The 17,436-nt window shown below is 58.3% G+C and carries 13 protein-coding genes; 6 read left to right on the forward strand and 7 right to left on the reverse strand.

Annotated features, from left to right (window positions below):
- On the reverse strand, positions 1-1,249 hold a 1,249-nt coding region (locus PMI28_RS01990), incomplete at its 3' end, for an MFS transporter (protein ID WP_007992274.1).
- A 212-nt stretch (positions 1,250-1,461) separates the two neighbouring features.
- Here PMI28_RS01990 and PMI28_RS01985 point away from each other — a divergent pair.
- Positions 1,462-2,499: a LacI family DNA-binding transcriptional regulator gene (locus PMI28_RS01985; RefSeq protein ID WP_007992276.1), complete on the forward strand. Its 1,038-nt coding sequence runs from the start codon at positions 1,462-1,464 to the stop codon at positions 2,497-2,499.
- Positions 2,500-2,559: 60 nt separating this feature from the next.
- Here PMI28_RS01985 and PMI28_RS01980 read toward each other — a convergent pair whose 3' ends face one another.
- The 5 genes from PMI28_RS01980 to PMI28_RS01960 form a co-directional block, all read right to left on the reverse strand.
- Positions 2,560-4,776, reverse strand: coding sequence for a DUF3604 domain-containing protein (locus PMI28_RS01980; protein ID WP_007992278.1), 2,217 nt, complete (start codon positions 4,774-4,776; stop codon positions 2,560-2,562).
- 39 nt (positions 4,777-4,815) lie between these two features.
- Positions 4,816-5,814 carry a HupE/UreJ family protein gene (locus PMI28_RS01975; RefSeq protein ID WP_007992280.1) on the reverse strand — a complete coding sequence of 333 codons (999 nt, stop codon included), beginning with the start codon at positions 5,812-5,814 and terminating at the stop codon, positions 4,816-4,818.
- Positions 5,814-6,722 (reverse strand): peptidyl-prolyl cis-trans isomerase, encoded by a 909-nt coding sequence (locus tag PMI28_RS01970; RefSeq protein WP_007992283.1) that lies wholly within the window; start codon positions 6,720-6,722, stop codon positions 5,814-5,816. Before PMI28_RS01970 ends, PMI28_RS01975 begins: the two co-directional genes overlap by 1 nt.
- 249 nt (positions 6,723-6,971) lie before the next feature.
- Positions 6,972-8,105, reverse strand: coding sequence for an ATP-binding response regulator (locus PMI28_RS01965; RefSeq protein ID WP_007992285.1), 1,134 nt, complete (start codon positions 8,103-8,105; stop codon positions 6,972-6,974).
- A gap of 117 nt (positions 8,106-8,222) precedes the next feature.
- Positions 8,223-13,046, reverse strand: coding sequence for a HAMP domain-containing protein (locus tag PMI28_RS01960; protein WP_238540722.1), 4,824 nt, complete (start codon positions 13,044-13,046; stop codon positions 8,223-8,225).
- Positions 13,047-13,366: 320 nt separating this feature from the next.
- Between PMI28_RS01960 and PMI28_RS01955 the strand changes: the two genes are divergently transcribed.
- The 3 genes from PMI28_RS01955 to PMI28_RS01950 all read left to right on the forward strand — a co-directional run bounded on the left by PMI28_RS01955 (position 13,367) and on the right by PMI28_RS01950 (position 15,139).
- The gene (locus tag PMI28_RS01955; protein ID WP_007992289.1) at positions 13,367-14,008 is read left to right on the forward strand and encodes a response regulator; all 642 of its coding nucleotides are present in this window, start codon (positions 13,367-13,369) and stop codon (positions 14,006-14,008) included.
- A 252-nt stretch (positions 14,009-14,260) separates the two neighbouring features.
- Complete coding sequence (locus PMI28_RS29155) at positions 14,261-14,785, forward strand: response regulator (protein WP_007992291.1); 525 nt, start codon at positions 14,261-14,263, stop codon at positions 14,783-14,785.
- Between the two features lie 54 nt (positions 14,786-14,839).
- Complete coding sequence (locus tag PMI28_RS01950; protein ID WP_033063610.1) at positions 14,840-15,139, forward strand: hypothetical protein; 300 nt, start codon at positions 14,840-14,842, stop codon at positions 15,137-15,139.
- 129 nt (positions 15,140-15,268) lie between these two features.
- Here the strand turns inward: PMI28_RS01950 and PMI28_RS01945 are convergent, their stop codons facing one another.
- A complete protein-coding gene (locus PMI28_RS01945; RefSeq protein ID WP_007992295.1) occupies positions 15,269-15,934 on the reverse strand; it encodes a LuxR C-terminal-related transcriptional regulator in 666 nt (221 codons plus the stop codon).
- Between the two features lie 203 nt (positions 15,935-16,137).
- Here PMI28_RS01945 and PMI28_RS01940 point away from each other — a divergent pair, with 203 nt between their 5' ends.
- Together PMI28_RS01940 and PMI28_RS01935 are read left to right on the forward strand one after the other, a co-directional pair.
- Positions 16,138-16,425, forward strand: coding sequence for a PilZ domain-containing protein (locus tag PMI28_RS01940; RefSeq protein ID WP_007992297.1), 288 nt, complete (start codon positions 16,138-16,140; stop codon positions 16,423-16,425).
- 88 nt (positions 16,426-16,513) lie between these two features.
- On the forward strand, positions 16,514-17,436 hold a 923-nt coding region (locus PMI28_RS01935), incomplete at its 3' end, for a VCBS domain-containing protein (RefSeq protein ID WP_007992299.1).

The raw sequence follows: 17,436 nt of genomic DNA on the forward strand, positions 1-17,436 counted from the left end.
TGGCTACCGCCGCTGCCACGAACATCGACGAGTAGCCATAGCGCACGGTCAGGTAGCCGGTCAGCATTGGCGCGATGAACGAAGCGGTGTTGGCGATGAAATGGGTCATGCCGCTGTAGGCACCGACCCGGTTGGACGGCGCGGTGTCGATCACCACGGCCCAGTAAACCGAGTTGGGCAGCGCGTTGAGGGCGTTGGCCAGGGTCATCAGGGCAATCACACCCCACACGGTCTGGGCCTGCGAAACCAGTATGAAACAGAGCGTGGTCAACAGCAGACAGGTCGCGGCCAGCCAGCTGCGTGCCACCTTCAGGTCGCCGGTGCGGCGCAACAGCAGGTCGGAGATCTTGCCGCCCAGTAGCACGGTGAAGCAGGCGCCGGTCCACGGAATCATGCCCATGTACCACAGCGACGACAGGTTGTAGTGAAACTCGTCCTGCAGGTATTTGGGAGTCCAGGTCAGCAGCAGGAACGTCACGTACACGAACGAGAAGTAACCGACCGCATTGAATATCAGGTCCTTGTTCTTGAAGAAATGCCATACCGGCGCAACGCTAGTGGTCGGGGTTGAAGCATTGGCTGCCGCTGCGCGTTCCCGTCGCAGGAAGTCGAGCTCGGCCTTGGACACCCGCGGGTTCTTATCGGGGGTGTTGGTAAAGCGCGTCATGAAGAAAATCAGCAGCGCCAGGCTGACCACGCCCAGCACCACGAACATGCTGCGCCAGCCGCCAGTCAGGGTTTGCAGACCTACCGCTACCGGAGCGGTGAGCAGCGCGCCCAGTGGTGTACTGAGCAGTCCAACCGAGACCACGAAGCCGCGCTCCTTGGGCGTGGCCCAGTTGGCCACACTCTTGTTGATCACCAAGTAGGCCGGGCCTTCGGCAAAGCCGAACAGCACGCGGATAGTGGCGAAACCGGCCATGGCCGAGCCGCCCATGAATGCCAGCCCGAGGTCACCGGCAAACGCGGTGGCGATCTCGAAAATCGACCAGGTGGCACCCGCAATCAGCCAGATGCGCTTGGCGCCAAAGTGGTCGGCCAGGATGCCGCCGGTCAACGCCCCGAGGATGTAGCCGTAACCGAAGTAACCCAAGACCTTGCCCCAGTCGGCCTTGTCGAAACCGTACTCCGGAAGAATGCTCGCCGAGGCATAGGCGATCGCGCCGCGGTCAATGTAGTTGAGCAGTGCCATCAGCATGATTAGGAAGAAAATCTGGTAGCGGAAAGACGGAATAGCTGCGCTGTTCATAGGGATCTGACTCTTCAAATGATTGGCAGAAGTCAAAAAGTCGGCCGCGTCCGGCGTATTTTTATTGTGTTACCCAAACGTTTGGGTTGGCGAAATGTAGAGACAGAAAAAGTTTTAGTCAATCGTTTGGGTAAAGGTTTATTTCCGAGAGGAGGTGCTGTATTGAGGTAGAATCGCGCGCTAAATAATGGACGGTTGGAAGACTCTCAGACATGCCGAATCAATCCCGCCCCGCCACCCTGAAGTCCATGGCGACTGCACTCGGGTTGCACGTCTCCACGGTGTCACGGGTGCTCAATGGCGACCCGACCGGGGTTGAGCGAGCGGCGTCGGCCGAGGTGGTGGCGCGCATTCGCGCATTGGCCAAAGAGCTGGATTATCGGCCGAACACGCAGGCATCCAACCTGAAATTACGTAAAAGCCAGGAGATCTGCGTGCTCATGCCGCGCCTCACCGACCTGGTAATGGCGACCATTTACGACAGCATCGACAGCGCGGCGGAGCAGGCCGGCTACCTCACCTTCGTCTCCAATACCGACGACCAGCAGCCGCGCCAGATGGCGCGTGCCGAGCACGCCTTGCGCCGCTCGGTGGCCGGGCTGATCGTGGGTGACTCGCATGTGGGTGAAACCCAGCCTTTACTCGATCTGCTTGCACGCAAGCACATTCCCTACGTGCTGGTCAGCCGGCAGATTGCCGGGCATCTGTCGGCGGCCAGCGACGACGAATTGGGCGGCTGGCTGGCGGCTGAGCATCTGTATCGGCTGGGCTGTCGCGATGTGGCGATCCTGGCTGGCGAACGACATGCGTCCACCGGAGCTGATCGTACCCGCGGGTTCATCCGTTATTACCGCGAACAAGGCCTGACCCTGCGTCCCGAGTGGATACTCAATGGTCCTTTCGACAGCCACACCGGACACCAGCAAGGCGAGTATCTGTTGGGGCTCAACCCACGCCCGCAGGCGTTTTTCGCGGTCAACGACTTCCTTGCCATTGGCCTGATGGGCGCCGCACGCGACAAAGGGTTGCAGCCGGGCAAGGACATTGCCGTCGTCGGCTTCAACGACATCCCGCTAGCCAATGAACTCATCGTTCCATTGACCAGCGTGCGCCTGCAGATGGCACAGATGGGGCGGCATGCGGTGGAGTTGCTGCTCAAGCGCATCAGAGGCGAGGCCGCTGAGTCGATCATCCTTGCGCCGCAGTTGCAGGTGCGGGCGAGTTCCTCGCTGTTGGGTCGCGCTGACTGAGGGGCGGCCCATTAATCTGCCAGTACCGATGCATGCAAAGCACCGGTACTGGCCTCGACGCTACTTGATCTCCTCAACCTCGTAATTCACATAACCGAATTCGTTGCTGCGAGCCGCCACGTATTTGCCGTTCTGCTCGAATACCGTGGCCTCGAAGGGCGTGCCGCCGAGTGTTGTCAGCAGATGCCCGTCCTTGATTTCATACTTGGCCGGCACGCCGAACTGACCACCATGCAGCATGTTCAGGTATTCCCCTTGCGCAGGCGGCTTGCCATCGACGCTGGCGACCAGGCGCTGGCCGTCGGTGCCATAGACGATTTCATACGTTTGGCCGGTGACGGTATTGCGCACCTTGATGGTTTTGCCCACCACGAAGGCTTGCAACTGCTCGTTGGTGAGCGCTTTGGCGCCTTCGGTTTTCAGTTGATCGATGGTTTTGCCGCCAGCGACAGACTTGCTGTCCTCGGCTGTCGGCGTGTACCAGATCGGTGAGGTCCAAGCGCGCTCCTGGACGGTGGGCGAGACGTCGGACGGTGGCGGTACTTGCAGCTTGGCCGCGTCATAGGTGCTCCAGCGCGGTGTCGGGATCTGTAGCGCGCGAGCGTAGTAGAACGCGTGCTGGGCCGGATCGAAGTCCGGGTCGACCCAGACTTTTTTCAGCTCGGTGGCACCGATGGTGTTGGTGTAAGTCGCCTTGGAAACATCGACCGTCGAGCCCACCGGTGGGACTTTGCCGGTGACCGGGTCCGGTTGGCGATCACCGGACCAGGCGACGTCGTAGATCTTCTCGAAGGTCTGGCCGTTTTTGGTCCAGCCCTTGATGATCTGGATTCGGTCGAGGTTGCCATCGTCGACATCCTTGACGGCCCACACCACGAAGGAGGGCGCCTGTTTACCCGATTTTGCCGGCAAGTCACCGCCCATGGGAACGCCCTTGGCGTAGGCGGCATGCACCCAGTCTTTTTCGTTCCACAAACTGCCGTCGAAGCCCCAGCCGCCAAACATGCGCACGGGGATGCGCACGCCGCTGGTGCCATAGACTTCTTTACGCTTCATGGCATCGAAAATCGATTCACGGGTGTTTTCTTCAGCCCATACGCCGGCCAGCCCCGAGGTGCTGGTTTGCAGGGCCATCATGCCCGAGTTCTGTTTGCCGGAAAGCCGCGCCGCCGGGGTGCTGTCGGTGAAACCGTGGGAGCCGAAGTTGTTGCTCTGCGAATAGGGAATTACCCCGTTGTGCGAGTCGCTGGCGCCGACCACGCCCATTTTGTATGGGTTGTATCCACGGGCTTCCTGCAAGGCCATGCCGTTTTGCCAGGCTTGCCTGACGTAACTGCCATTGAGTTTCGAGGTGCTGTTGTCGATGCCGATCAGGAAACTCATGATTTCGTAATTGGCGAATTCGTCGGTCGGCGACAGTTCGGGATGGGTTTCGGAAGTGCCTTTTACCTGATGAATTTCGGTGAGGGATTCATTGCGCATCCGCGTTTCGGCCCACGCCGCATCGATGGGGCGGCCACGGTCATCGACGTCCACCGGAAACATCAGGCCGTTGCTGAGGTTGGCATTGTGGGAGATCGCCAGCACCTCGTTGCCCTTTTTGCGTTGATCGTCCATCCAGCCCCACAAGTCCTCGGGTTTGCTCGAGTCGAGCGCCGTGAAGGGCAGGTCCGGCACCTTCTTCGAATCGCGGAAAAACACGTTGCGGTGCATGTTTTGATTATTGGGTGCAGAGGTCCACTCATAGGCGACGAAGGTGGTGAACTTGCCGGGCTTGTAGTACTTGTCGGCGATGGCGATGTTCTGCTGCCAGATATTGCCGGCAACCTTCGGATCAATCAGCTCCTTGATGGGATTGTTCAAGCTGCCGGCGATCCATTTGAACACCCGGTTGAAATCCTCCGGAGTCTTGGCTATCAGTTTTTGCGCGATGGGCAGTTTGCTGAAGTCTGACTTCGGATCGTTGGCCAGCGCGATCACGCCCACGTATTCCGAATGATCGGTCACGCCATGGAAATCCAGCGGTCGGCCTTTGAGCTGCACTTCAAACCCCATCGGATGCTTGACCGGCATGCCAAGCGAGTATTGGTAGGCCTGTTCGGGATCGACCTGATGGTTGCCGATCAGGTAAGCATCAATCGACCAGGAGCTGTGCGAGTGCGTCTGGCCAAAGTAAACCTCGCGATCCGGGTTGCCCTCCGCCAATGCCAATGTGCTGACAGTCAGCACGGCGCAACCGAGCAGTGACGGCGTGGTGAAGTGTGTAAGGGTTTTCATATTCCACGTCTCCGGAATACGGCAGTGACAGGGTGAAGTTCAGGCCCAGAAACTCGCGACCCGTTCGAAAAACCAGAAGGCCGCCAGCGTTCCCAACCCGTATGAAGCAATCGGTCGGGCATACAAGAGCGCGGGCCGTGGCAGCCGACAACGCAGCAACAGCGCTCGCAGGCTCAGCACGGCGGCGACGAACATCAACTGGCCGATTTCGACGCCGACATTGAAGGTGAACAGCGTCAGCGGCAGATCGCGTTGGGGCAAGCCGATTTCCGCCAGCGCACCGGCAAAACCAAAGCCATGCAACAAGCCAAAACAGAACGCCACCACCCATGGCCATTGGATGGTGAAGCTGACGTCGCCACGGTTTTTGCGGGCGATTTCCACCGCCAGCAACAGAATGCTCAGCGCAATCGTCGCCTCCACAGGCGGGCCGGGAAGCCGCACCGCACCCAATGCTGCGAGCGCCAGGGTGATGGAGTGGGCGAGGGTGAACGCGGTGATGGTCTTCACCAGCATCCAGCCATTGCCTACCAGCAGCAGGAGACCGAAGACGAAAAGCAAGTGATCGAAACCACCCAGAATGTGCTGGATGCCATGGACCAGAAACGCACCGGCCACCGAGAACGCTCCCGGCGTGGCAGCGATTTCTATCCAGGGTTGCGTAGGGTGGACGAGGGTGGTCGTAAGGCTGCCGTCCAGGCGCGAGACGCGCACCAGCACATCGGTGATGCTCGCTTGCAGGCCGACGAATTCGATGCGCTGCCCGACCAGGCCGGCGGGGCCTGCATCAATGCCTCGGCGCTCGATCAGCGAATCGTTCAGCGTGCTTTCCACCGGATCAACGACAGTGCGCACACCGTCGGCAAACCGCAGCGCAATCGGCAATCGCATGCCTGAAAGCACCGGCGTGCGCCACAGCACGTCGTAGCGCCCGGCGGCCGTTTCATTGAGTTCCAGGTACGCGGGACGCGACTCATGGGCCATGGCGGTCAGCCCCATGAACCCGAGCAGCAACAGCAGCCAGACCGTGCGCCTCATTACTGCCGCTCCATTTGTGTGGCGGCAATGCCACCGGCGGAAGCAGGCATCATCACCACGACTTCATAGCGTGCTTTGAGCGCATCGAAATTCGCGCGTTTCGATTCGCTGCGTTGCTCGGACAGCCAATCGGACTTGACCTGCCGGGCCACGGTTTCAAAGGGCGGTGCCGGTGGCTTGGCCAGCGCATCGATCCACACCAGATGCCAGCCAAAACCTGATTCCACAGGCCCGACCCAACGTCCGGGAGTTTGTTTGAATAACGAAGTGGCAAACTTTGAACCAAAGACCCGCGCCACCTGATCCCGGGATTGCTCTGTGTAGGCGCTTTTAAACATGAACGTATCGCCCTCACCGCTGTTTTTGTCGGTCAGGCCACTTAACGCAGCCTGAGCCTGGGCTTGTGTATCAACACCACGTTTGTCCAGGGCAAAGAACAGATGGTGGAAAGTTGCAAGTGGCAGCGGGGCATATTGCTCTTGATGCCGCTTGTACCAGGCCTCTAGTACACTGGGTGCCGGTTCGCGAAGCGACGCTACATCTTCGGCGAGGAAGTCCATTTTTTGCGCCAGTCGGCGGCGAATGATGGTGTCGTCTTTATCCAGGCCAAGTTTCAGCGCTTCGCGATAGAGGATTTCCTCTTTCACATAGTCATCAATCAAGCCCTGCAACTGTTGCTCCGAGGCGGGCCGTTGCCATCGTGCCAACCAGGAAATCGCAATCCGCTGAACAACTTCAGGGGTGATTTCGATGCGTTGCGGATCTTGATTGACCGTTGAACGGTGCAAACCTCCGTACAGCACAAAGAGTGCGAAACCGGCGATTAAAAAGTGCAGTAACGGCTGGCGAAGGCATCGCTTGATTAATGAGAGTCGAGGTTCTTTCGCTTCACCCACTGTCAAGTTCATGACTTGGTGCCCCACGTTATACTCGAATGATTTTCAAAGCAGAGTGGAGTATTGCTGCAGGATCGGAACTTTCCACCAAGGCTAATCACGATAAGCACTAATTGTTAGTCACTATTGGATTAAACAATCCCCCGGGCAAGTTCAGCATTCCCAATAAACCCGTTGGCGGCTGCACCGCCATCAAGAGGGTGGTCGCAGTCGTTGGCCCGCCCGATGTGCCCGGGCCATAGCCTTTCAATGCCATCCGGGTCAGTCGGATGGCAGCGATATCGTTAAACTCGTTCCTTTGTCCGGTGCGCTGTCGATCGTGAATTCCCCGCCCAGCATGCTGATGCGTTCCTTCATCCCCACCAATCCGAACGAATTCAATTTTTTGCCATCCGTCATGCCTACGCCATTGTCTTTGATCTGCAGGTAAAGCCGGCGACTGTCCCCGTAGAGTTCGATATGCACCTGTGTCGCTCGCGCGTGCCGGGCAATATTCGACAGCGATTCCTGCACGATGCGGAACAGCGTCGTGGCGGATTTTTCATTCAGGTCGCAACGCAAATCCTGGTCGTCCACCGACATCGTGCAATCGATGGCGCTGCGCTGCCGGAACTCTTCAAGTTGCCACTCGATCGCTGCCTGCAATCCCAGATCGAGTACGGGCGGCCGAAGATCATTGATGATACTGCGGACACTGCGGATGGCGTTATCGAGGTGATTCAGAGCATCGCTGGCCTTTTCGTTGAGCTTGGGGTGCATGGTACTGGTGCGCGCCTGCAGCATGGAGACATCGATTCGCAACGCCAGCAGACTCTGTCCCAGCTCGTCATGGATGTCGCGTGCGATGCGCTTTCGCTCTTCTTCCTTGATGTGCTCCTGATAGGCGGCCAGCTCACGCAGCAGCCGCTTCGATTGCAGCAATTCTTCGGCCTGCATCGTCAGTTTGCGCTGCAGATAGAACAGGTCGACAAACACCCGGATTTTGGCGCGAAGAACCTCGGCCACAATCGGCGAGAAGATGTAATCCACTGCGCCGGACGTATAACCGCGGAAACGCTCGGAATCCGTATCGGCCTCAGCGGTGACGAAGATAATGGGCGTGTGGGCCGACTTCGGGCGGCCGTGAATGAGTGCCGCGGTTTCAAAACCGTCCATCACGGGCATTTTCACGTCGAGCAGAATGACTGCGAAGTCGCGCTGCAATAGCAGGCGCAGCGCCTCGCGCCCGGAAGTCGCCGTGGCAATATCGAGGCCCATGTCGGCAATCACTGCGGCAAGCGCCGTCAGCTTGGCGGGGTTGTCATCCACCAGCAACACGGATGCTGGCACGCCATCAGGCGGGAGCGGTTGCCGCACCTGGGCTCTCTCTTTGAATACCGGGGGTTCCTGCTGCATATTTATGCCACTTCGGTTTGCGCTAGCGCCTCTTGCCGTAACGGCAGCACCGGTAAAATCGAGCCGGCCTTGCGCACATTGCCACCTTTGCTGTCGCGCAATGAGCGCGGTACAGAGTCATCGATAGAGCCATTTGCGAATCAGTGATAGCAGTTGGTCGGTATCCACCGGCTTGCTGACATAGTCCGATGCTCCTGCCTCGATGCATTTTTCACGGTCACCCATCATCGCCTTGGCCGTCAGCGCAATCATGGGCAGGGTCTCAAATCTTTTGAATGTACGGATCTGGCGCATGGTTTCAAAGCCATCCATCTCGGGCATCATGATGTCCATCAGCACGATGTCTGTATCGGGCTGCTGCTGTAGCAGTTCTATGGCGGTTCGGCCGTTTTCGGCTGTGGCCACCAGCATTTTGTTGCACTCAAGCACGCTGGTCAGGGCAAAAATATTGCGCACGTCATCGTCGACCACCAGGGCCTTTTTACCCTCGAGACTGTCCGAGCCCTCATAGAGTTTTTCCAGCATCCTGCGCTGGGTCTGCGGCAGTTTGGCTACGACGCGGTGTAGAAACAGTGCGGTTTCGTCGAGTATGCGCTCGGGGGATTGAACGGCCTTGATGACGCCCTTGCCGAGCAGTGTCCTGAAACGCTCGTGTTCCGGCTTGGTCAGTGTTTCTGCACCATAGACGACGATCGGCAATTCACGCATTGCGTGGTCTTCCTGCAACGCCTCGAGAAACCCGATACAGGATGCGTCGGGCAGATTGAGATTGATTGCCATGCAGTCGTAGCGTTTCTTTGCCAGTTTCTTCAAGGCTTCAGCGCTGCTATCGGTCGTTGTGATCTTCACGTCGGTGTTGCCGAGTAGATCGAGGATGCGAGCGCGATTCGCTTCGTCGCCGTCGACCAGCAGCAGACTCCTGGTCTTGCGCCCTGCGAAAGCCACGATGCCGACCAGCGCATGTTGAATCTCGTCGGCTGTGACCGGCTTGAGCAGATAGTCGAAAGCGCCATAGCGCAGCCCGCGTGTGCGGTCGTCAGTGTTCGAGATGATCTGGACCGGGATGTGACGCGTGGCGAAATTTCGCTTCAACTGCTCGAGCAGCAACCAGCCGTCGATGTCCGCCAGGCCCGGGTCCAGCGTGATCGCGGCGGGTTTGAAGCGCTCGACCAGCTCCAGTGCATCCGCGCCACGGGGCGTGACGATAGCCCTGAACCCCTTCTGGTGCGCGGCCTCGAGCAGAATGCCGGCGAATCGGGCGTCGCCCTCGAGCATCAGCAGCACTTGGTCCCCGGGTTGGACAGACTCGCGGTCGTCCAGTATCTGAGCAGAGGGGCCTGACATGAGATCGCGCTTGACTTGGCCAGGTACTGTTTCTGTTGCTGATTCGTCTGGCGCCGGACGCTGGGCATCCTGTGTACGCAAGGGCACATACAGCGCGAAAGTACTGCCCTTGTCCTCACCGGGGATCAGCCGTAGCTCACCCCCCAGCCGGTGTGCGAGCTCGCGGCTGATCGACAGGCCGAGGCCGGTGCCGCCGTACTTTCGTGAGGTTCCGGTGTCTGCTTGCTGGAACGCCTCGAAGATGAGCTTCTGCTTGCTGCCAGCTACGCCAATGCCGGTGTCGGTGACCACGAAGGCGACCACCTCATCGGCGCGATTCAGTTCGCTGTGATCCACGCTCCAGCCGGACACAGCGGGCGCGATGCTGAGCTTGACGCTGCCTTGCTCAGTGAATTTGAACGCGTTGGACAGCAAGTTCTTGACCACCTGCAACAGGCGCTTTTCGTCGGTCCAGATGACGGGGGGCAGGGTAGGCGCCAGTTCAATCGTGAAGGTGAGGCCCCGGCTTTCGGCGACTGGCCGGAAGGTGCGTTCGATCTGGTCGTGCAGATTGGCGAACAGCGCTTCATTCAGATCCAGTGTGACCGTACCCGACTCGATCTTGGACAGATAGAGAATCTCGTCGATCAGCTCCAGCAGGTCTTTGCCCGCGCTACGGATGGTCCTGGCATATTCGACCTGCCGGGGAGTGAGATTGTGTTCTGCATTGTCGCTGAGCTGCTGGGCCAGGATCAGCAAGCTGTTCAATGGCGTTCTGAGCTCATGGGACATACTGGAGAGGAATTCTGACTTGTACTTCGAGGTCAGCATCAGCTGTTCCGCCTTCTCCTCCAGCGACAGCTTGGTGATTTCGACTTCACGGTTCTTGCGCTCGACTTCGGCTTTCTGCTCCGCCAGCATTCCGGCCTTGTCCTCCAGTTCTTCGTTGGTCTGGCGCAATTCCTCTTGTTGCCTTTGCAGCTCCTGCGCCAGCGATTGCGACTGCTTGAGCAGTTCTTCGGTACGCATATTGGCTTCGATCGTGTTGAGCACGATACCAATCGATTCAGCAAGCTGATCAAGGAAGGTTTGATGAATGATGCTGTAGCGCGTGAACGAAGCCATTTCGACGACGGCCTTGACCTTGTTCTCGAACAGGATCGGCAACACGATGATATTCAGCGGGGCGGCCGCACCCAGTCCCGATGAAATCGCGACGTAATTTCCGGGGACATCGGTCAGCAGGATGCGCCGCTTCTCGTAAGCGCATTGCCCGACCAGGCCCTCGCCGAGCCGCCACTCATCATTCACATTGATGTTTCCCTTGTACGCATAAGCCGACAGCAGTTTGAGTTTCGCAGGGTCGGGCGGACTCTCGTTCATCATGTAGAACACACCGTGCTGGGCGTTGATCAGCGGAGCCAGTTCTGACAGCACCATCTTGGAGACTGCCGCCAGATCGCGCTGGCCCTGCAGCAGGCGGGTAAATTTCGCGAGATTGGTCTTGAGCCAATCCTGTTCCGCGTTTTGCCGCGTGGTTTCCCGCAGATTGCGGATCATCTCGTTGACGTTGTCCTTCAATTCCGCCACTTCACCCTTTGCTTCCACCTCCACGTAACGCGTCAGATCGCCCTTGGTCACGGCAGTCGCCACGTCGGCAATTGCACGCACCTGATTGGTCAGGTTGGCGGCCAGACCGTTCACGTTGTCGGTCAGATCGCGCCAGGTGCCGGCGGCACCCGGCACGTTGGCCTGGCCGCCCAGCTTGCCCTCGACGCCCACTTCACGCGCCACCGAGGTCACCTGATCGGAGAACAGCGCCAGCGTATCGGTCATGCCGTTGATGGTGTCGGCCAGTTCGGCGATCTCACCCTTGGCTTCCAGTGTCAGTTTCTTCTTCATGTCACCGTTGGCTACTGCGGTCACCACTTTCGCGATGCCTCGCACCTGGCTGGTCAGGTTGGCCGCCATGAAGTTCACGTTTTCGGTCAAATCCCTCCAGGTGCCGGACACGCCTTGCACTTGTGCCTGCCCGCCGAGCTTGCCTTCGGTACCGACTTCGCGCGCCACCCGCGTCACTTCGGCGGCAAAGCTATTGAGCTGGTCCACCATGGTGTTGATGGTGTTCTTCAGCTCCATGATTTCGCCCTTGGCTTCCACGGTGATCTTGCGCCCCAGGTCGCCTTTGGCCACCGCCGTCGTTACGTCGGCGATGTTGCGCACCTGATTGGTCAGGTTGGCCGCCATGCTGTTGACCGAGTCGGTCAAATCTTTCCAGGTGCCACCGACGCCCGCCACCTTGGCCTGGCCACCGAGCTTGCCGTCAGTCCCCACTTCGCGTGCCATACGCGTCACTTCGTCGGCAAAGGTCGAGAGCTGGTCGACCATCGTGTTGATGGTTTCCTTGAGTTGCAGAATTTCACCTTTCGCTTCGGCTGTGATCTTGCGCGACAGGTCGCCGTTGGCCACCGCCGTCGTCACGTCGGCAATGTTGCGCACCTGGGTGGTCAGGTTGGCCGCCATTCCATTGACCGAATTGGTCAAGTCCTTCCAGGTACCGGATACGCCGGTCACTTCGGCTTGTCCGCCCAGTTTGCCTTCGGTACCGACTTCCAGCGCGACGCGTGTCACCTCTGCGGCGAAGCTGGAGAGCTGGTCGACCATCGTGTTGATGGTGTTTTTCAGTTCGAGAATTTCGCCCTTGGCTTCAACGGTAATTTTCTTGCCGAGGTCGCCGCGTGCCACCGCCGTCGTCACCTGTGCGAGGTTGCGCACCTGGGTGGTCAGGTTGGCCGCCATGCCGTTGACCGATTCGGTCAGGTCGCGCCAGGTGCCTGATACGTCGCGCACTTCCGCCTGACCGCCCAACTTGCCTTCGGTACCGACCTCCAGCGCTACGCGGGTCACCTCCGCAGCGAAGCTCGAAAGCTGGCCGACCATCGTGTTGATGGTGTTTTTCAGCTCGAGAATCTCACCCCTGGCTTCGACGGTAATCGTCTTGCCCAGATCGCCTTTGGCCACTGCGGTCGTCACGTAAGCGATGTTGCGCATCTGGGTGGTCAGATTGGCGGCCATGTCGTTGACGGAGTCGGTCAGGTCTTTCCAGGTGCCGGACACCCCTTTGACATTGGCCTGCCCACCGAGAATCCCTTCAGTGCCGACTTCGCGCGCCACGCGGGTCACCTCGGAAGCGAAGGAGCCCAGTCGCGTCACCATGGTGTTCACGATCTCGGCGGACTTGAGGAACTGGCCCCGCAGTTTCAGGCCGTCGAGCACCGGCGGTACCTGTTGGCTCAGATTACCCTCGGCAACCGAACCGACGACGCGAATGATCTCGTTCATCGGGCTGATCAGGTCGCTGGTGAGCGCATTGCTGGAGTTGACGATCTTTTGCCACGAGCCTTTCATCATCGGCAATTCGATACGCTCGTCGACCTTGCCCTGCTTGCCGATCAGTTGCGCCACGCGTTCGAATTCGGTGGTGGTCTCGGCCGCCATGTCGATGATCTCGTTGAGCGTGTCGGCGATCTTTCCCGGCATGCCGGTCCAGTCTTCCGGCATACGCGTGGTGAAGTCACCTTTGCGCAACGACTTCAGCGCTGCCAGTAACGTCTTCATGTCGAAAACTTCGATTGGTGTCGTCACTGTGGCCATGTCTTTGTCCCAGTCAAAATTTATGCCACGCGCAAGGCATTACCCATGGGCGTGCAGGCACACCTGAGAGCTTAGGCGCCGCTAACGCCTGAAGCAAAAGTGCAAGTGCGCTACCTGCCTGCTAACGTAAAACCCTGCAGCAGACTCCATGGCTTGCTGGCCACTGGCCGCAGGGTTAGTGTGGGGATGCAAGAGCGCGCGCCACTGTGCCGGCGGGTTCAACATCATCTGTACATCGAGACACGATACGGCCAGGGCCTTGTGGGTGCGAATGGAAAATACAGATGACTGAGCACAAAATCAGAGTCTTGCTGGTGGATGATCACAGCATCGTGCGTAACGGCGTACGACGCATGCTGGAGACTGCCAACGAGATCGAGGTAACGGGTGAAGCAGAGACGGCACAAGAAGCAATGCTCCTGGTCCGGGAGCAAGATTTCGACGTGGCGCTGGTAGATATTCAGCTGCCCGATAAGACCGGCCTGCAACTCCTCAAGCTCATGCGTGCGGAGAAGCCCAAGCTCGCCATTCTGATGTTGAGCATGCATTCGGTCGAGGCCTATGCGTTACGCGCAATCAAGCACGGCGCAGCGGGGTACCTCACCAAGGATATTTCCGCAGACACCCTGGTTACGGCAGTCCGCAAGGTGGCCGCAGGCGGCAAGCACGTCAGCCCTGAGCTGGCGGAAAAACTGGTCCACGCCTTCGGCAGAGGCGACGAGGCCCCCCACGAAGCGCTATCCGACCGGGAGCTTGAAGTACTAAAGCTCCTTGCTGCAGGCGAGAGAATTGTCCGCATCGCTGAGATATTGCACTTAAGCCCAAGTACCGTCACGACGTACCGGGCACGTATCCTGGAAAAAACCGGGATGGACAGCAACGCGAAACTGGCCCGCTATGCACTCGAAAACGGCTTGTTAACTTAGAACGCCCTGCCATCATTGTCATGCTGCTCACTTAAGAGATTGAGCGAACAATAAGCTCCCTCGCCACAGATCCTGCTTGTAGTGGAATCACTACAAGCTCTTGGCCGATATCTCCACAAAGAAGTCCTGCTAACGTCGATAGTGCAGGCGGCTGCACTCAAGCATAGTTACCTCTCGCAAGATTCCGTCCGCTGAATGAAGTTGTCTTCGTCAGCATCTTGCACAGCTATGTCAAAAAAGAGAGGTCAAATCATGCAGGTCACCAACACAGAACCATTGACTGCACTGATACCAACCAGAGACTCAGGCCCTTTGCGCCTTTTTGTCGTTGAGGATTTGAACGCCGTACGAGTGTTGTGGGGCACGGCGTCGCCACGGATCGCGGGCCTGTCACTTGCCGGGGCGTTCCACTGCGCCTCGACCGCTATCGCCGCCATCCGGCGTGAACCACCCGATGTCGTCTTGCTGGACGTCAACCTCAGCGACGGTAATGGCATGGAAGTATTGCGTTTGGTCGCAGCCGAGTATCCGCTGACAAAAGTCATAGTGGTCAGCAAATGTGCTGGTCCGCGACATTGGAAGTACTTCACAAAAGAGGGAGCCTACGCCTCCTACGACAAGATCAATGAACTTGCCGCCATGCGCCGTATGTTGGAGCGTTTAGCCAAGTCCCTGTTACCGGCCGCTCGAACCTTCTCGCCTGCTTCAGAATATGCAGGAGAGCAAATTGCGCGAGTCAGAAAAGACACTGGACTGGAGTCGCTATTCGTAAGTTAAGCGCGGAGTACGCGCTGCATTCACGTTGAATCAATGTTCTAACTGGAGTACATCATAATGATAGGTTATTGGTTGTGTGCGTTGCTGTGGGGTGTGGTGCTGCTGGAGGAAATCCAAAGCATGCCCCTTCAAGAATGGAAAGACGAAGGTCTGAAAAAGGTTCTGCTGCTGCGCCGGACTAGAACCCGGACCGGCTACTTTTTTGCGTTGATCGCGGGCGCCTTGTGCCTTTATAGCGAAATCCTGGTGGCGCCGGTTGATCAGAATATTTTCAATCCGGAACTGATACTTGCCGTATGTGGTGTTCTTTGGGGTGCATATCTTTCCGTAGTCAACATGAAAGGGAAGCGATAGATGTCTACCTCCAGGACTACTACAGGTGATTGAAATTTCACTATCGTCGGCTGGCAAGGGAATTCCGCCGGTCAGGCGCTCGACTCAGCATCTGAACAGCCGCAGCCTCACTGGCAGCGGCTTCAGTCCTCAGTCGCCTGTGGAAAGCCCATGCTTGTGTGCGTAGGCGTACAGATCTACGCGATTCGTCAGGCCCAGCTTGCTATAGATTGATGTTAAATGGTTGCGCAGCGTGTGCTCGCTGATGTGCAGCTTCTCGGCCACCAACTTGCCAGGCGCTGAGGGGTCTTTGGCCAGCGATGCAATGGTTTGCTGTTCGCGACGCGTTAGCTTGGCGATTTTTTCTTGCTCCGGGTCCATATCGCGCTCGGCTTTCTTGCGCGCCAGTTCAAGGAAGATACGGCTGGTCGCATTGCGGTCAATCCAGAGTTCGCCTTCATGCACTTTTTCTATGGCTTTGAGCAATGTTGAGGCGGATGCCGACTCCCGCTTATCCACCACGCCTCGTGCGCCCGCCAGCACCGCACTGTCATGCAGCGCCACGTCGCTCGACCCTGTCACTACCAGAATCTTGGCTTTAGTCTGGCGGTGCAAGTCGGCCAGCGACTCGATACAGTCCTCGCTGTCCAGGTCCAGTACCACCACATCTGGTGTGTATAGGTGCAGCGAAAGCAGGTATTGCGCCACCGACGCCACCGAACCCGCCAGCATCAACCTCGGTTGAGCGCTTTCCACCAGACGCTCAAGGCCCCAGGCCACAAGCGGTAGAGCTACTAACAGGACTTGAATTGGCATGCGGCTCGCTGCCTCTTTAGGCGGGTTGTGTTAGCTGATCATGATAGCAATCGTTGCAGCCCCTAGCTTTTTCTATAGCGCTTCAGGCACCCCCTCCCATGACATTTGTCCCGTAAAACACTGTTTTCAAGGGTGATTGACTCCCAGAAAAAAAGGGATAGCGCACTCATGTAAAAAACAGAAGCCGTTTTTAGACTGCAGTCATGAAAGACGCACACCGAATTGAGCCCCGTGAACAAGTCACCCTGTCGCTGCAACTGATCGGCGGGGGCAACGGTGTCATCCGTGACATCAGCGCCTCCGGTTTGTATTTCGAAACCGATAGTGAGCAGCAGGTGGGTAGCTTGATTGACTTCGAGATCGAGTTCGACACTCCCGGCGGCCCCATGAAGTTCAAGGCGCAAGGACAAATTGTGCGCATTGAGCCGCAGGGCGGCAGGTCCGGGGTGGGCGTGAAGCTGCTGGCCAGCCGGCTGGTACCGGTGGAGTGAAGTATTCGTGGGTTGAGGAAGAATCGGCTTGTGGCTGTTAGCGGCCCACAGCGGCTTTTTGCTCAGAGTGACTTCTTGGGAGAAAGACATGGCTAGCACCACAACTACCAGCGGCGGAACCGTAACCTCGTTTTCCAACACGCCTCAGGCGAAGGATGACGTCTTCAGCACCACTGAAAATCTGCTGGGGGTCGTGTATTGGGACGTCATGTCCAATGACCTCGGCGGCAACGCGAAGACACTCTGGTCACTCGACAACGCGGACAGTCTTTCTACTGCCACCAAGGTTTACGCACCGGCCGACCTCCTGACCCAGGATACGGCGAGGGCTGAGGCGACGAGTTCTGACACCAGTTTGAATGGTGCAAAGATCTGGATCACCTCGGACGGAAAAGTCGGCTACGACGCCGCTACTTTTTCGTCTGCTTTCAAGGCTCAACTCCAGGCGCTTGCTACTGGCGAGCTCCTGACGGACAGCTTTACCTATGCGATTCGTCTTGGTAACGGAACGCTCAGTTGGGCCACCGCGACAGTGCAGTTTTCGGGCGTGAATAATGGTGTGACGATCAGCATTGGCGCGCAGGCCGGCATGGTGACCGAAGACGCCGACACCACTGCGAGCGCGACCGACTCACTGACGGCCAGCGGCACGATTGTCTTTAACGACGTCGACCTGAGTGACACGCACCTGGCGACATTCGCGCCGGCGGGGGGCAACACTACTCATCTTGGTACGTTCCTGCTCTCGGCGGTAAGCGAAGCAGCGAACGCAGCCAACGGTTCGGTGCAGTGGACGTACAACCTGAACAATGCGGCGGCGCAGTACCTGGCTCAGGGACAGACAGTAACCGAAACTTACCTGGTCACCATCAGTGATGGTCATGGTTCGTCGGTAACGCAGAATGTGACCATTACCATCACCGGCACCAATGACGGGCCGACGGTGACGGCGGCAGAAGTCGAAAGCGGCGCGGTGAGCGAAGACGGCACCACGGTAGCCAGCGGCAGCTT

The sequence above is a fragment of the Pseudomonas sp. GM48 genome, from assembly GCF_000282335.1.
In the GTDB taxonomy this organism is placed as follows: domain Bacteria; phylum Pseudomonadota; class Gammaproteobacteria; order Pseudomonadales; family Pseudomonadaceae; genus Aquipseudomonas.

Bases quoted from the DNA above. Each gene is read 5' to 3' on its own strand.
- PMI28_RS01960 (WP_238540722.1), bottom strand. From the start codon at position 13,046: ATGAAGACGTTACTGGCAGCGCTGAAGTCGTTGCGCAAAGGTGACTTC.
- PMI28_RS01970 (WP_007992283.1), bottom strand. From the start codon at position 6,722: ATGAACTTGACAGTGGGTGAAGCGAAAGAACCTCGACTCTCATTAATC.
- PMI28_RS01980 (WP_007992278.1), bottom strand. From the start codon at position 4,776: ATGAAAACCCTTACACACTTCACCACGCCGTCACTGCTCGGTTGCGCC.
- PMI28_RS01965 (WP_007992285.1), bottom strand. From the start codon at position 8,105: ATGCAGCAGGAACCCCCGGTATTCAAAGAGAGAGCCCAGGTGCGGCAA.
- PMI28_RS29155 (WP_007992291.1), top strand. From the start codon at position 14,261: ATGCAGGTCACCAACACAGAACCATTGACTGCACTGATACCAACCAGA.
- PMI28_RS01975 (WP_007992280.1), bottom strand. From the start codon at position 5,814: ATGAGGCGCACGGTCTGGCTGCTGTTGCTGCTCGGGTTCATGGGGCTG.
- PMI28_RS01945 (WP_007992295.1), bottom strand. From the start codon at position 15,934: ATGCCAATTCAAGTCCTGTTAGTAGCTCTACCGCTTGTGGCCTGGGGC.
- PMI28_RS01985 (WP_007992276.1), top strand. From the start codon at position 1,462: ATGCCGAATCAATCCCGCCCCGCCACCCTGAAGTCCATGGCGACTGCA.
- PMI28_RS01955 (WP_007992289.1), top strand. From the start codon at position 13,367: ATGACTGAGCACAAAATCAGAGTCTTGCTGGTGGATGATCACAGCATC.
- PMI28_RS01940 (WP_007992297.1), top strand. From the start codon at position 16,138: ATGAAAGACGCACACCGAATTGAGCCCCGTGAACAAGTCACCCTGTCG.